At 71.7% G+C, this 14,555-nt stretch carries 14 protein-coding genes; 7 read left to right on the forward strand and 7 right to left on the reverse strand.

The window, feature by feature from the left end; translation table 11 throughout:
* Positions 1 to 79 precede the first annotated feature (79 nt).
* Positions 80 to 1,231 carry a glycosyltransferase family 4 protein gene (locus tag ACZ9QC_RS29385; RefSeq protein WP_472915864.1) on the reverse strand — a complete coding sequence of 384 codons (1,152 nt, stop codon included), beginning with the start codon at positions 1,229 to 1,231 and terminating at the stop codon, positions 80 to 82.
* Between the two features lie 322 nt (positions 1,232 to 1,553).
* Positions 1,554 to 2,585, reverse strand: coding sequence for a cell envelope lipid trafficking protein PgfA (pgfA, locus tag ACZ9QC_RS29390; RefSeq protein ID WP_472915865.1), 1,032 nt, complete (start codon positions 2,583 to 2,585; stop codon positions 1,554 to 1,556).
* A 316-nt stretch (positions 2,586 to 2,901) separates the two neighbouring features.
* Here pgfA and ACZ9QC_RS29395 point away from each other — a divergent pair, with 316 nt between their 5' ends.
* From ACZ9QC_RS29395 to ACZ9QC_RS29410, 4 genes are all read left to right on the forward strand, one after another.
* The gene (locus tag ACZ9QC_RS29395) at positions 2,902 to 3,054 is read left to right on the forward strand and encodes a hypothetical protein (protein WP_472915866.1); all 153 of its coding nucleotides are present in this window, start codon (positions 2,902 to 2,904) and stop codon (positions 3,052 to 3,054) included.
* Between the two features lie 3 nt (positions 3,055 to 3,057).
* On the forward strand, positions 3,058 to 4,299 hold the full coding sequence (locus tag ACZ9QC_RS29400; RefSeq protein ID WP_184894554.1) for a PucR-like N-terminal domain-containing protein: 1,242 nt from the start codon (positions 3,058 to 3,060) through the stop codon (positions 4,297 to 4,299).
* Positions 4,300 to 4,630: 331 nt separating this feature from the next.
* Positions 4,631 to 5,404, forward strand: a complete 774-nt coding sequence (locus ACZ9QC_RS29405) for an IclR family transcriptional regulator (protein ID WP_184894556.1) — start codon at positions 4,631 to 4,633, stop codon at positions 5,402 to 5,404.
* On the forward strand, positions 5,401 to 6,279 hold the full coding sequence (locus ACZ9QC_RS29410) for an SMP-30/gluconolactonase/LRE family protein (RefSeq protein WP_472915867.1): 879 nt from the start codon (positions 5,401 to 5,403) through the stop codon (positions 6,277 to 6,279). Before ACZ9QC_RS29405 ends, ACZ9QC_RS29410 begins: the two co-directional genes overlap by 4 nt.
* A 39-nt stretch (positions 6,280 to 6,318) precedes the next feature.
* Here ACZ9QC_RS29410 and ACZ9QC_RS29415 read toward each other — a convergent pair whose 3' ends face one another.
* From ACZ9QC_RS29415 to ACZ9QC_RS29425, 3 genes are read right to left on the reverse strand one after another with little or no spacing between them, the layout of a single operon-like run.
* A complete protein-coding gene (locus tag ACZ9QC_RS29415; RefSeq protein ID WP_472915868.1) occupies positions 6,319 to 7,779 on the reverse strand; it encodes an MAB_1171c family putative transporter in 1,461 nt (486 codons plus the stop codon).
* Positions 7,776 to 8,546, reverse strand: a complete 771-nt coding sequence (locus ACZ9QC_RS29420; RefSeq protein ID WP_472915869.1) for a toxin-antitoxin system, toxin component — start codon at positions 8,544 to 8,546, stop codon at positions 7,776 to 7,778. Before ACZ9QC_RS29420 ends, ACZ9QC_RS29415 begins: the two co-directional genes overlap by 4 nt.
* Positions 8,543 to 9,175: a transcriptional regulator gene (locus tag ACZ9QC_RS29425; RefSeq protein WP_472915870.1), complete on the reverse strand. Its 633-nt coding sequence runs from the start codon at positions 9,173 to 9,175 to the stop codon at positions 8,543 to 8,545. Before ACZ9QC_RS29425 ends, ACZ9QC_RS29420 begins: the two co-directional genes overlap by 4 nt.
* A gap of 346 nt (positions 9,176 to 9,521) precedes the next feature.
* Here ACZ9QC_RS29425 and arfA point away from each other — a divergent pair, with 346 nt between their 5' ends.
* The 3 genes from arfA to ACZ9QC_RS29440 are packed head-to-tail and all read left to right on the forward strand — an operon-like array spanning position 9,522 to position 12,829.
* Entirely contained in the window at positions 9,522 to 11,036 is a 1,515-nt protein-coding gene (arfA, locus tag ACZ9QC_RS29430) for an arabinosylfuranosidase ArfA (protein ID WP_472915871.1), read from the forward strand.
* 46 nt (positions 11,037 to 11,082) lie between these two features.
* Positions 11,083 to 11,541, forward strand: a complete 459-nt coding sequence (locus ACZ9QC_RS29435) for an RrF2 family transcriptional regulator (RefSeq protein ID WP_472915872.1) — start codon at positions 11,083 to 11,085, stop codon at positions 11,539 to 11,541.
* Between the two features lie 52 nt (positions 11,542 to 11,593).
* Positions 11,594 to 12,829 carry an IS701 family transposase gene (locus ACZ9QC_RS29440; protein WP_472915873.1) on the forward strand — a complete coding sequence of 412 codons (1,236 nt, stop codon included), beginning with the start codon at positions 11,594 to 11,596 and terminating at the stop codon, positions 12,827 to 12,829.
* A gap of 199 nt (positions 12,830 to 13,028) precedes the next feature.
* Here ACZ9QC_RS29440 and ACZ9QC_RS29445 read toward each other — a convergent pair whose 3' ends face one another.
* Together ACZ9QC_RS29445 and ACZ9QC_RS29450 are read right to left on the reverse strand one after the other, a co-directional pair.
* Positions 13,029 to 13,865, reverse strand: a complete 837-nt coding sequence (locus ACZ9QC_RS29445) for a phosphotransferase (protein ID WP_472915874.1) — start codon at positions 13,863 to 13,865, stop codon at positions 13,029 to 13,031.
* Between the two features lie 86 nt (positions 13,866 to 13,951).
* A complete protein-coding gene (locus ACZ9QC_RS29450) occupies positions 13,952 to 14,413 on the reverse strand; it encodes an ATP-binding protein (protein WP_472921846.1) in 462 nt (153 codons plus the stop codon).
* Positions 14,414 to 14,555: the final 142 nt, after the last annotated feature.

Below are 14,555 nucleotides of genomic sequence, written 5' to 3' on the forward strand. Positions count from 1 at the left end.
GCGGCTCCGCCGCGTGGGCGCGACCAGCCACGAACAACCCGCAGCCGCCGACGGCCGGTCGAGGCATCCCCTTTGGCGCTCAAGGAGACCAACCCCGCACCGCCTCCGCAGCCACCGCACGAAACTGCCGCACCGTGCGATCCCACCGAAAATGCGCGGCGCGCTCCCGCGCCGCCTTCCCCATCAGCACCCGCCGGTCGGTCGACAGCGCCAGCGCGCACCAGGCCGCCGCGAACGACGACTCCCCCCGGGCGAGCACCCCGGTCTCCCCGTCCACCACGGAGTCACGCAGCCCGGGCACGTCGAAGGCGACCGAGGGGGTCTCCCGCACGGCGGCCTCCGTGACGACCAGCCCCCACCCCTCCACCGACGACGGATGCAGCAGCAGCCAGGCCGCGCACAGCAGCCGGTGCTTCTCCTCCTCGGTGACGTGACCGGCGAACTCGACACCGGCTCCGGCCATCGCCTCCAGCCGTGCCCGCTCGGGCCCGTCGCCGACGATCACGAGCCGTCCGCCCGTGACCGGCCGCACACGCTCCCAGAGCCGCAGCAGCAGGTCGATCCGCTTGTACTCGACCAGCCTGCCCACCGCCACGAACAGCGGTTCGGACGAGCGGTCGGCACGCGGCCCCGGCTCCTCGACGCCGTTGTGCACGACCCTTATCCGCTCCCGCTCCACCCCGATCGAGCGGAGCGCGGTGGCCGTGGACGAGGAGACGGCGACCAGTAGGTTCCGGCGTTGCGCGGCCGTCAGCGACCAGTGTTCCAGTCTTCGGCCGAGCCGGGCGGCGGGCGCCAGCGGGCCGCCGAACCGCTGCTTCCACAGATCCGTGTGCACATGGTTGACCAGGCACATCGTCGGCCCGTGGTGCCAGAGCGGCGCGAGGTAGGGCATGCCGTTGCAGACCTCGACGAGGAGGTCGCAGTCGCCGACCTGACGGGCGAAGGTCGACCGGGCGCGCAGATGGTGGCTCAGGTCGCCGCCGGCGGAGACGACCCGGTAGTCGCGGTAGGCGGCGGGACCGCCGCACAGCAGGGTGACCTGGTGGCCGAGTCGGGTCAGTCCGTCGGCGAGCCGGTCGACGAGGAGCTCGGAGCCCCCCGCCGCCGGATTACCGAGGTCACGGCGGGCGAGAAAGACGATCCGGCGCGGCTGTGGGGGGCCTGCCGAACGGTGCTGGTCCAGGCGCGGAAACACCTCGACCAGCGAGAACGGCACGTGCTGGGGCATGGGTGCTCCAACTCGTCTCGGGGTGCGGAACTCAGCGGGGAGAAGGACGTTCGCTGTGGGGGATGTTCCGGTGGGCGGGGGGTCCGGATGGGTCGGGCGGGTCGGGCGGGTCGGGCAGGTCTCTTGTCCGGTGGAGATGTCGGACGTCGCTGGTATGCGGGGCGGGGGCTTGTATGCGAGATGTTGCTTGTACGCGGGTTGTTGCCTGTATGCGGGATGTGGGTGGGCTGTGCTCGGGTGGGGTGGACAGTTTTCGCCCAGCGGTACGAAGCTGCTACTCACCGGCGTGACAATTTCCGGGGTTTATTGAACTGACGCCCTGTCACATCGTGATCGGAGCCTGGGACGACTCGGGCGTATCAGGGCGCCGCCTGCCGCGTACGACCAAAACGGCACCCGTCGCGGCGAGGACGAAACCGAGCACAGCGGTACCGATCGGCACCGTCCGCCCCACCAGTCGCAGCAGTCCGCTGTCCTTCTCCGCCTGGTCCACCGCGAACTTCTGCGTCGCCGGGGTGAACGCGAGCTTCCGGCTGTCGAGCAGCACCGCCGCGTCCTCGTCGCCGCCGGGTGCCCGCAGGGTCCGGCGCGGCCCGGTCTGCGCGTAGAGCACACGGCCCGTGCTCTGGTCGACGACGAGTTCGAGCCCGTGGTTGGCGTACCACTCCTCGGCGAGCACCTGCGGCCGGCTCGGCTCGTCGACGAGGGCGCCGGGGACGAGGCGGGTGCCGGTCCTGGTGGCCGGAACCTTCGCGGTGAAGCGCAGCCCCTCGTAGCCCTGGATCTTCTTCCGGCCCTCGTAGTGGAGCGTCACCGTCGCGCCGAGCGTGTTGTCCCACCAGCGGTAGGAGCGTTCCTGCACGTCGAAGGGGAACTTCAGGTACGCCTCGCCCTCGATGTACGGCTTCTCGTCGCAGCAGTGCACCGGCCGGTTGGTCTTCCGGTCGCTGACCCAGCGGTGCGGGGTGAAGTCCAGCGCGTCGTGCGGGTCGGCCGCCGGCAGCGACTTGTCGGTGTCGACCGAGGTGATCACGTCCCACACCGCGGCCCCGCTGCGCTCACTTTCGGCCACATCGCCGCGTACCCGCTGGGTCACGGTGATCTTCTGGTCCGGCACGGTCTTCACCTGCTCCACGTCGAAGACGCTGCCCGTGCCGGTGTAGACGGCGGTCGTGTCGATGTCGATCGGATTCACGGCGGCCCGTGGCTGCACATACCAGGCGAGCAGCGGCGCGAGCACCAGCAGGAAGGTGCCGAGGCCCAGCAGGACCAGGGACAACGCGACTGGCGGGTGCGGCCCGAAGGGCCTCGATGAGGGGTGGTGGTCGGGCGACGGGTGGGATGTACGGCGCATCCGGGCACTCCAGTTGGCGTTGGGAGGTGCGGCTCGGGCAGGCGCGGGGCGGAGGCCACGCCGGGGGAACGTGCGCGTGCGGAGAGGGCGGAGCAGGGGGCGGGGCAGGGGCTGCGCATCGTGCTACCGACGGGTTGCGTATGGGCCGGGAACCGTAGGCGGAGTCTTGACGCAGTGTCAATGCATTGCTGACACTGGGCCGGAGCCGACGGCCTGGACGGGGTGTCGGCCGGGGGACCGCCCGTCGGTCCCGTCGACGTGCGCGTGCGGGGTGCCCTGGGTGGGGACGACCTGTCGACCGAGAGGCTGCCCTGCCATGTCCAGACTGCTCGCCGCCGTGCTGACCATGGCGGCCGCCGCCGCTCTCGCCGTGGGGGCCGCGCTCGGTGTCGTCGCGCTGCTGGAGGCGACGCCGGACCAGCCGAACACGCCGCTCATCACCTACGAGAACGCCGGTCGGGAGCGCTGAGGGGTGACCGGAACCCCGGGAACCGTCACAGTCCGCTCCGCCTGGCACGACGTGCCGCGGCTCCAGGTGCGCGAGTTCGCCGCGATCGCCATGGCCGAGGCCCCCGCCCTCGCCGAGGAGATCCTGGGCGAGATCCGCCGCGAGTACCCGCACCTGCCCGTCGTCCTCGACGACTCCGGCGAACCGATGGCCCTCATCGGCATCCGCCGCGCGATCGAGGTCTTCGTGCAGCACCTGGAGACCGCTGAGGGCCGCCCGCGCGTCCCTCCCGGCGTCTTCCAGGAGTTCGGGCGCGGCGAGGGCCTGCACGGCCGCAGTCTCGACTCGCTCCAGGCGATCTACCGCCTCGGCGTACGCCTCGCCTGGCGCCGTTTCGCGGAGATCGGCCAGCGCGTACAGATCCCGCCGCCCGCGATGTACGAGCTCGTCGACGCCGGGTACGAGTATCTGGACGGCCTGGTGGACCAGTCGGTGCGCGGCTACGCGGAGGCGGCGGCCCGGCAGGCGGGTGAGCGTCTGCGACTGCAACGCCGGTTGATGGAGCTGCTGCTCGCCGAGCACCATCGGGGCGACCCGGCCGACGCGCTCGCCGAACGCGCGGCCCGGATCGGCTGGACCCTCCCGGAGAAGGTCGCGGTCGGGGTCCTGTTACGCCCGGCCCGCGAGGCCATGGCGCCCGCCGTCGGCCAGAGCGTCCTGCTCGACATGGAGTACGAGCAGCCCCGCATGGTCGTCCCCGAACCGGACGCGGCCGGCCGGCCCGAGCTGCTGCACCGCGCGCTCACCGGCTGGTCCGGAGCGATCGGCCCGCCGGTTCCGCTGGCCGACGCCGCGAAGTCGCTGCGCTGGGCGGAGGCGGCGGTGCGGTTGATGGAACGCCGGCTGCTGCCCGGCGGTGAGGTGTTGCACTGCACCGAGCACACCGAGGCCCTCGTCCTCCTCCAGCCCGAGGAGCTGATCGACGACCTCGCGCTGCGGTGCCTGGCGCCGCTGGCGCACTGCGGTCCCACGCACGGCCGCCGGCTCGCGGAGACGTTGCTGGCGTGGCTGGAGACACGGGGCGGGGCGCCGGAGATCGCTACGCGACTCGGTGTGCATCCGCAAACCGTGCGGTATCGCCTTCGGCAGATACGTGAGCTCTGGGGTGACGAGATCGATGATCCCGATCGCCGCTTCGAGCTGGAGCTGGTGCTTCGGGCGCAGCGGTTGAGGGGGGAGCTGGGGGATCCGCGCGGTCGGAGGTGACCGGGGGCGCCTGATGGCTCGGGGGCGCGGGTTCGGCGGACGGGTGCGGCTCCGGTGGGGCTTCTCGCGCAGTTCCCCGCGCCCCTGAAGACAAGAGGCATGGGGCGCAGCCCCTGCTCTTTGAGGGGCGCGGGGAACTGTGCGAGCAACCCCCACTCGGTCGCACCCGACAACACACCCCCCGGCCCCCTCCCTCGTCGCTCGATCGTCCGAGGTTATTGCCCGGTCAACGCACTATGACTAGCCTGTGTTCGTCATGCCGATCGACCGTTGAAATTTCGAACACTGCCGCCGCAGACACGAACCGACTGACAGAGGAAGGGGGCCGGCCGTGGGACGCCTCGTACCTGCCGTGACCCGGGCGCTCGACATATTGGAGCTCTTCCTGGACGGGGACGGCACGCTGTCCGCCCCCGACATCGTGCGCAGACTCCAGCTGCCCCGCACCACGGTGCACGAGCTGGTCACCACGCTCGCCGCCCGCGGCTACATCGTCCAGGTGCAGGGCCAGCCCGGCCGCTACCGCCTCGGCGTCCGCCCGTACCAGCTCGGCAGCCGCTACGCCGAGCAGCTGGACCTCGCCGCCGAGGGCCAGCAGGTCGCCCGGTCCGTCGCCGAGACCTGCGACGAGACGGTGCACGTGGCGATCCTGGAGTACACCGACGTCATCTACATCGCCAAGGTCGACTCCACGCACGCCGTGCGCATGGTCTCCGCCGCGGGCCGCCGCCTCCCGGCGCACTGCACCTCCGTCGGCAAGATGCTCCTCGCCTCCCTTCCCGAGGTCGAGCTGTCCGCCCGGATCCCGGACGACGCCGACCTGGTCGCCATGACCCCCAACAGCATCACCGACCCGGCCGCTCTGCGCGAGGCCCTGGCCCGGATCCGTGAGCGGGGTCTCGCCGTGGAGAACCGCGAGTCCAACCCGGACGTCTCCTGTGTCGCCGCGCCGGTCCGCGACCGCGCGGGCAAGGTCGTCGCCGCGCTCTCCATCTCCGTCCCCATGATCCGCTGGAGCGACGAGCGCCGGATCGAGCTGGAGCAGCTCGCCGCCAAGGGCGCCGCGGAACTGTCCGAGCGCCTCGGCCACCGGAGCGTGGCGTGAGCGGCCACACGAGCCACTCGGGGTACGAGGTCGCGGTCCGCGAGTACGCGGCCCTCGGTGAGGGCCCCACCTGGGACCCCGCCGCCCAGCGCCTGATCTGGATCGACATCCTCGGCTCCCGGGTCCACACCTACGACCCGGCCTCCGGCCGCCGCTCGGTTCTCGTCACCGAGCAGCACGTCGGTGCGGTCAAGCCCCGCGCCGGCGGCGGCCTCGTGCTGAACCTGCGGGACGGCGTCGGCCTGACCGACCCCGACGGCACCTTCCGGTGGCTGCACCGCGAGCCGGTCCCCGGCCGCCGCGCCAACGACGCCGCCGTCGCCCCCGACGGCTCCCTCTTCGCCGGCACCATGCGCTACGACGAGGCCCCGGGCGGCGGCACCCTGGCCCGCTTCACCGCCGAGGGCCTGACCACGACCGTCCTGGACGACGTCGCCGTGAGCAACGGCACGGGCTGGAGCCCGGACGGCCGGCTCATGTACTACATCGACTCGCCGACCCGCCGGATCGACGTCTTCGACTACGCGGAGACCGGGGACGGCGTCCGCCTGCCCGTCGACCGGCGCCCGTTCGTCACCATCGAGGACGGCGGCGGCTTCCCCGACGGCCTCACCGTCGACGCCGAGGGCTGTGTCTGGGTCGCCCTCTGGGAAGGGAGCGCGGTCCGCCGCTACACCCCGGCCGGAACCCTCGACCGCGTCATCACCCTGCCCACCCCCCGCCCCACGGCCTGCGCCTTCGCCGGCCCCGACCTCACCGATCTCTACATCACCACGGCCCGTACGGGGACGGACACCCCGCATCCCCTCTCGGGCTCCCTGCTGGTGGTGCCGGGAGCGGGCAAGGGCCTCGCCCAGCCCCCGTTCGCCGGCTGAGCCCACGGGCCGGCCCCGGGGTCAGTGGGCCGGCCGTCCTCACTCCCGTGCGGGTGCGCCGCTCTTCGCCGGGGAGGCGGCGGCGAGGGCCCGTACCGCCTCGATCTCGGCCGGCTCGCGCAGCGCCAGCGACACGGCCTCGATGTCCTGCAACAGATCGGTGGGATCGGAGGAGACCGTGAACTCGGGGAAGACCGCCCGCCCGGGCGCCCCCGCCGGATCACCCGAACTCGCCCCCGAGTCGAAACCCGAGCCCGAACCCGCCCCCGAGCCCTCGCCTGAACCCCCGGCCGAACCCGAACCCGAACCCGTACCCGCACCTGTGCCTGTGCCGAGGCCGGGGAAGACCAGAGGGCCCGCGACGAGCGTGGCCGTCACGCCGCCCTCCGGCGACCTCCGCCGTGTCGCCACCGCGTCCTGGATCGCCACGGCGGCGGCGAGGGCCTTCGCCCGGTCGGCCTCGTGTCCGAGGTCCAGCGCGGCGTCGAACGCGCGGCGCCGCAGATCCTCGTCGAGGTGACGGGTGAGCCGGAGGAGGGCGTCCCGGATGAACGTCTCCCGGCGGGTGAGCCGCAACTCCGGTGTGGCGCGCAGCGCGAAGGGGACGCGGGAGTCGTCGACGGTCCGGGTCAGCAGATACAGCGGCCGCAGCCGCCGATGGCTCGTGCGCACCCGCCAGCGGTCCTGCAGATACTGACCGCTGTGCGGCAGGATGAAGCCCACCGCTATGCAGATGGCCGCCAGGGCGGCGGCCGGCGGCGCCACGTCCGTGCTCAGCCAGTCCAGGTCGTGCCCCGTCCAGCGGGCGACCACCGCCGTGAGCTTCGCGGCGTCGAACACCAGGTTGAGCGCACAGCCCAGGGCCAGCGCCTGCAGACCGCCGCGCAGCCACACGTCCAGGCTCTCCGCGCGGACCCAGTTGCGGATCAGCCGGTAGGTGATCAGACAGGCCGCCGTGTGCGCGACGAGGTAGAGCAGGATCTCCTCGCGCATGAAGGGCGTGGTGGCGTAGTACGTGTCCAGGTCGCGCAGCCGCTCGCGGGGGACGTCCGCCAGCGCGAACAGCACCCACAGGACGACGATCACCGTCGCGTAGACGGCGACCACCCATCGCATGAGCCGACGGGTCGCCGGGGAGCGGTCGGCGGGGCCGTTGCGCCAGGCGACGATCATCAGCAGGCAGCATGCGCAGAACGCGGTGATCAGGGAGTACACCCAGGGCGCGGCGACGTTCGGCACGCCCACGACCCGGTTGGTCCAGGCGATGACCGAGGGCACCGCGAACACGAACACGCAGCAGGCGAGCAGCAGCAGTCCGCCGACCGCGCGCAGCAGCGAGTCCCGCCAGAGCTTGACGATGCTGGGCAGTTTGATCACCAGGGCGGCGGTCAGGACGGCCGTGGGGATCCAGAACGAGATGTACAGCTCGCCGAAGAAGTCGGCGGGGCCGGTGAAGTGGAGGGCCCCGGTCGTCGTCGCGGGCACGGCCGTCCCCCTCATCTCCCGTGCCGGCGATAGCCCAGGGAGGCCTGGATGGCCCGCCCGACGGGGTCGTCGGCGCCGGCCGGCCCGGCGGCCCCGGCCGATCCGCTCGGCCCGGTGTCCACCCAGGAACGGAAGGCGGTCGCCAGCCGGTGGCCGAAGTCCTCGGCCTCCTGCTCGTCCGACTCGTGCGAGCCGTTGCGGGCCGCGATGGGAGTGCCGCCCTGCCCGAGGGCGGCCGACAACTCCGGGGAGAGCGGCGGCAACGCGGACGTGTGCTCGCCCGGCCCGCCAGGTTCGCCTGGCCTGCCAAGTCCGCCCGGCCTGTCCGGTCCAGCCGGCTTGCCTGTTCCGCTCGGCTCCGCTGACGCGAGTGCCGCGGCGTCCGCCCCCGGCAGATGGTGATGGCAGTGGCCGGCGTGCATGTGCCACAACTCATGTCCCAGGATGACCAGTTGCTGCACGGCCTCGGCCCGTTCCTCGACGATCACCAGGTCGAAGTCGGGGAACTCCATCCACAGTCCGGTCACCCCGATCCCGTCCGGGAACCGCTCGAAGCGCAGTTGCACCGGCCGCCCGCCGCGCCGCGCGCTCATCTCCGCACACAGCGCCGCGCCCAACTCCCTTACGCCGACGGGTGTGTCGAGCCTGCCCCGCACCGCCTTGCTGAGTCCGGCCGTCAGCTTCCGCATCTCGGCGGTGGACCGCGACGGCACCAGCGCACCCCGCACCCTGCCGAGGACTCCGCGCAGCCCACCGGCCCCGGTGCGCTCGCCGCGGCTCATCGCCGGGCCTCCTGGTCGCCGTCGATGCCGAGCAGTCCTTCGAGCATGACGCCGAGCGCCTCCTGCTGGCGACGGGTGAGCCGTTGCCCGCGCAGCGCGAGCGTGACGACCCCGTGCCGGGTGGCGAAATCGACCAACGGCCCGTCGCCGGCCCCCTCCCCGTCCCCGTCCTCCTCAAGTCCCGCCAGGACACGGCCGAGTTCCCGGTTCAGCACGGTCGCCGCCGGGTCGGTGAAGAACCGCACGCCCTCCTCGATCCCGAAGAACTCCGCGAGTTCGGTCAGATCGGGCACGTTCGGCATCTTTCTGCCGAGCAGCAGCTGCCGGGCCCACTCGGGACTGATCGAGAGCCGCTCCGCGACCTCTCTGCCGACCTCCCCGGCCCGCTTCCCGCTCCGCGCGACATACGCCTCGTGCACCGCCCGCACCCGCCGGCGCACCCGGTCGTCGACCCGGCCCGCCTCCCGAGCGCCTCCGTCGAGCAGGGCCCGCACCTCGTCCTCGCCGAGGGCCGTACGCTCCGCCAGGGCCGCCGCGTCGAGCAGCCGGCCCCGGTCGGCACCGGTCTCCGCGATGCGGACGTCGAGTCGGGTCAGGGTCTCGGCAAGGGCATCGGGCAGCGAAGGCACGCGCCGACCCTACGTGTCCCCGACCGCCCACACCACGAACTTCCAACGATCGTTGAATTTCGACAGAACGATGGTTGCGCTGTCCAACAGGGGTCCGGGGGCCCAGGGGCGCGGGGAACTGCGCGAGCAACCACGAACTACCCGCACTCGCCAGACGGACGCACCCGGCAGACGATGAGGCGCAGGACCCACCTGGCGGACGGCGAGGCGCAGGGCCCACCCCGGCAGACAGCGGAGCGCCCCGCAGCCACCCCGCCCCATTGACTTGCCCCTCCTTCGACCATAGCGTCCCGTTCGGTTCGACGATCACCATCCGTAATACCGAACAGCGAAGGGGCCGCCCTCGATGACCCGCACCGCCCGCTTCACCCTCGACCCCGCCTTCAAGGTCGGCGAGGTCAACCCCCGCCTCTTCGGCTCCTTCGTCGAACACCTCGGCCGCTGCGTCTACACCGGCATCTTCGAACCGGACCACCCCGCCGCCGACGAGGCGGGCCTGCGCACCGACGTCCTGGACCTGGTCCGCGAACTCGGCGTCACCACGATCCGCTACCCCGGCGGCAACTTCGTCTCCGGCTACAAGTGGGAGGACTCCGTCGGCCCCGCCGAGGACCGCCCCACCCGCCTCGACCTCGCCTGGCGCTCCACCGAGACCAACCGCTTCGGCCTCTCCGAGTACATCGCCTTCCTGAAGAAGGTCGGGCCCCAGGCGGAGCCGATGATGGCCCTCAACCTCGGCACCCGAGGCGTCGCCGAGGCCCTCGAACTCCAGGAGTACGCCAACCACCCCGCCGGCACCGCCCTCTCGGACCTCCGCGCCGCCCATGGCGACAAGGACCCCTTCGGCATCAAGCTGTGGTGCCTCGGCAACGAGATGGACGGCCCCTGGCAGACCGGCCACAAGACGGCGACCGAGTACGGCCGCATCGCCGCCGAGACGGCCCGCGCGATGCGCCAGATCGACCCGAACGTCGAACTCGTCGCCTGCGGCTCCTCCAGCCAGTCCATGCCGACGTTCGCCGAGTGGGAGGCGACGGTCCTGACGGAGACGTACGACCTCGTCGACCACATCTCCCTGCACGCCTACTACCAGCCCGAGAACGGCGACATCGACTCCTTCCTGGCCTCCGCCGTCGACATGGAGTCCTTCATCCAGAACGTGGTCGCCACCGCCGACCACGTGGGCGCGAAGCTCAAGTCCAAGAAGAAGATCAACCTCTCCTTCGACGAGTGGAACGTCTGGTACATCTCGGAGTGGCACGCGATCGAGAACTCCGACACCCGGGACTGGGCGGTGGCCCCCCGCCTGCTGGAGGACAACTACAGCGTCACCGACGCGGTCGTCTTCGGCTCCCTCCTCATCGCCCTCCTCCGGCACGCCGACCGGGTCACCGTCGCCTGCCTCGCCCAACTCGTCAACGTCATCGCCCCGATCATGACCGAGCCGGGCGGACCGGCCTGGCGGCAGACGACGTTCTTCCCCTTCGCCCAGGCCTCCCGGCACGGGCGGGGCGAGGTGCTCGACGTACGGGTGGACTCGCCGACGTACGAGACGAAGAAGTACGGCGAGGCGGATCTGCTGCACGCGACGGCGGTGCGGGCCGAGGACGGGTCGGTGACCGTGTTCGCGGTCAACCGGGGCCGTACGGCGGCGCTGCCGCTGGAAGTCGCCCTGAACGGGCTGGACTTGACCCGGGTCGTCGAGCACAGCGTGCTGGCCGACGCGGATCCGGACGCGCGGAACACGCTGGCGGAGCCCGAGCGGGTCGCTCCGCGGGTGGTGGAGGGCGCGTCGCTGGAGGACGGTGTGCTGAGCGTGATCCTCGAACCGCTGTCGTGGAATGTGATCCGGCTCGGCTGAGAGGGCGCGGGGCCACCGGGTGTCCGGTGTGGCCGACAATGTGTCCATGAGGATCTCGGCACGGGCGGACTACGCCGTACGCGCGGTACTGGAAGTCGCGGTCCGGCAGGACGGCGGGCCGGTGAAGGCGGAGGTCATCGCGACCGTGCAGGAGATCCCGCACAAGTTCCTGGAGGGCATCCTCGGGGACCTGCGGCGCGGCGGCCTGGTCACCAGCAGACGGGGCGGCAGCGGCGGCTACCGCCTGGCCCGCGAGGCTTCCGCCATCACCGTCGCCGACGTGATCCGGGCCGTCGACGGCCCCATCGTGTCCGTACGGGGGGAGCGTCCGACCGGTCTGACCTACACCGGGTCGGCGGAGCCGCTGCTGCCGCTGTGGATCGCGCTGCGGGCCAACGTCCGCCGCATCCTGGAGGGCGTCACCGTGGCCGACATCGCGGCCGGCGCGCTCCCCGGCCCGGTGAAGGACCTGGCGGCCGAGCCGACGGCGTGGGAGAACCCCTAGTAGTGCTTCGTTACGTTGGGTGATCTCGGCTGTTCGTGGGCAGCTTCCTCGGGTGAGGTTGGGGGAGGTGGAACGGCTCCGGGGTGAGTTGGCGGAGTTCGTTGCCGATGTGTTCGGGTCGTTGTCGCGGCGTGATCAGCGGCGGTGGGGCGAGTGTTATCTGCGGGGTCTGATGCTGGACGGTCGGCGCAAGTCGGTCCAGCCGATGGCCGAGCGTCTGCCGGACGGGAACATGCAGGCCCTGCAGCAGTTCGTGAGCCAGTCACCGTGGGATCCGCTGCCGGTTAGGCGGCGGATCGCCGAGCGGCTGTCCCAAGTTGTCGGGCCCGAGGTGTGGGTGATCGACGATGTGTCGTTCCCCAAGTGCGGCACGGCGTCGGTCGGGGTGGCCCGCCAGTACTGCGGAGCGGTCGGCAAACGGGCGAACTGCCAGGTCGCGGTCAGTGTCCATGCCGCCACCGACACCGCCTCGTGCCCGTTGGAATGGCAGTTGTATCTGCCGCGTGAGTGGACGGACGAGCCGGACCGATGCCGCAGGGCAGGCGTCCCCGACGGCGTGGTGCACCGGGAGAAGTGGCGTCTGGCGCTCGGCCTGCTGGACACACTCGCCACCTGGCAGTTGAAGGCGCCGGTCGTGGTCGCCGACGCCGGCTACGGCGTCAGCACCCCCTTCCGGCTCGGTCTGGAGGAGCGCGGGCTGGCCTATGTCCTGGCCCTGACCGGGAAGGAAGTCGCCCATGCGGAGGATGCCGAGCCTGGCCGGCCTGCCTATGGCGGGCTCGGACCGCCCACCCTTCCCCGCTACCGCACCCCACCGCGAGCCGTTTGTGTCCTCGCAGCACAGGCGGGGGCAGAGCGGTTCACCGAGGTGACCTGGAGGCAGGGCAGCAAGGGCGCGATGACCTCACGGTTCGCGGTGCTGAGGGTGCGGCCCGCGGGCAAGCAGTCCCTGGCCGCAGCCCAGGAGGCGGGCGGCGGCCGCAACCGGTGGGACGGCGTCCTGCCTGTCCAGACACTCCTTGTCGAGTGGCCGGACGGCCAGGACACTCCCACGGACTACTGGATATCGAACCTGCCTGCCACCACACCGGCCGCTGACCTGGTGCGATGGGCCAAGATGCGCTGGCGGATCGAGCACGACTACCGCGAGCTCAAGCACGGCCTGGGGCTGGACCACTTCGAGGGCCGCACCTGGCGCGGCTGGCACCACCACGTCACCCTCGTCACCGCCGCCCAGGCCTTCCTCACCCTGCGGCGGCTCGACCCAAAAGTCCGCACACCGGCCTAACCCTCTACCAGGTCCTCGACGTCCTTCAGGACCTGCTGAGGTGCTGGACCGGTACCTGCACCACCTGCGGCCGCCCCCTACCCAGCCCTCGGAGACGCCGCAGACAGCCCACAACCTAACGAAGCACTACTAGGGCCCTTCTGACGGATCTCCGCGGCGTCGCGACGCCCGGCACGCACTCTCGCCGCACCAGAAGGCCCTAACCGCAGCGATCGAGTGCGGCACGAAGCCGGCTGAGGCCCTCCGCCCTCCAGTGGCCCCGATCGGGCATCCGGTCGTCTCGGCGCCATCGCCAGGCCGAGAACATCGCCCAGTTCAGGGCGCGGCACCGGTGGATCAGGCCGTGGTCGGCCCCTGGGTAGTGCTGTGCCACGTCCTCGGGCGCGTGGGCGAGGTCGAACTCGACCGGGCCACGGCAACACGTGGCGAGGTCCACGAAGAGCGGGCCTCGCCTCGTGTTGAGGAGGTTGCCCGGATGAGGCTCGCCGTGCAGGAGCTGTTCGCCGGCCTTCCCGATGCCGATCGCGGTGCTCAGCCCACTGAGTGTGTCGCTGAGGAGTTCCCGGCCGGAATCGGGCAGCTCGGGGGAACGCTCCTGGTCGTTCACCTCCCTGAGAGCCGCGGTGACTCGATCAGTCACATGCGGTGCGTCCAGAGCGATCCGGCGCAGGGCGGCATGATGCCGCAGGAACGCGTCTGCGTAGTCGGCCGAAGCGATCTCCGGCCCCACCGGTTCGTAGTAGGTCCAGAACGAGAGGGCGAAGGCATCACGCACATGGACCCGTGGCTCGACCCGGGGCTCAAGCTCCGCCACCGGAGCCCCGGCGTCGGTGAGACGGCGAGCAACCTCCACTTCGAACTCGGAATCGGCCAGATGCCCCACGGGCGCGATCCGAACCAGCACGTCGCAAGGAGCCAGCCGCAGCGCGACGCGGTCCGAGTCATGGACGACGACCACGTCGTCGACCTGAAGGCCCAGACCCGAAGCGGTCGCCCGTCCCACATCAACCGCACGGCGGAGCTCCGACGGCTTCATACGCCCTCCCTGCATCTCAAGTAGGTCGCACCCGCACGCCCCCGAGGGGCCTCCCACCAGACAAACGGACAGAGGCCCGTGGGTACTCATCCCAGCCGCATCGCCAGTGTCACCTCGGCCCCCACCCCCGTCGTGTCCGTGGTGACCGTCAGGCGGTCGGTGACCAGATGGGCGAGCCAGAGGCCGCGGCCGGGGCAGGTGCCGGTGAGGCCGGGGAGTTCCGGGATGGCGGGGGTGAAGCCGGGACCGTCGTCGGTGATGCGGCACTCCAACTCGTGGGGGAGCAGGCGCAGTTCGAGGCGGCCCTGACCGCCGGCGTGCTCGACCGCGTTGGCCGCGATCTCGCTGACCGCGAGGGTGAACTCGCCGAGCCGTACGCCGCCCAGGCCCGCCGCCGCGGCCGTGTCCTCGACCTGGGCCCGCACCTGGGGCAGGTTCTCCCCGGTGAAGTGGCGTTTCAGCAGAAGCGTCGCGCGAGGGAGGGCGGTGGCCTCGCCGCCCGCTCCGCCCGTCGTGAGGGCTCCGCCGTTTCTCTCCCCGCCCGGCATGACGGCCGCCTCCTCTCGATGGGTGTCGATCGATACGGGCACGGGGCGCCGGGAGTCAAAGGCGAACTGCCGCACATCGCCCACGCTAGCCGTGCTCGCCCGATGAGTACCCAGTGGATCGAGAGGACATCACGCCTGGTCG

This window comes from Streptomyces sp. HUAS MS02, from assembly GCF_055702265.1.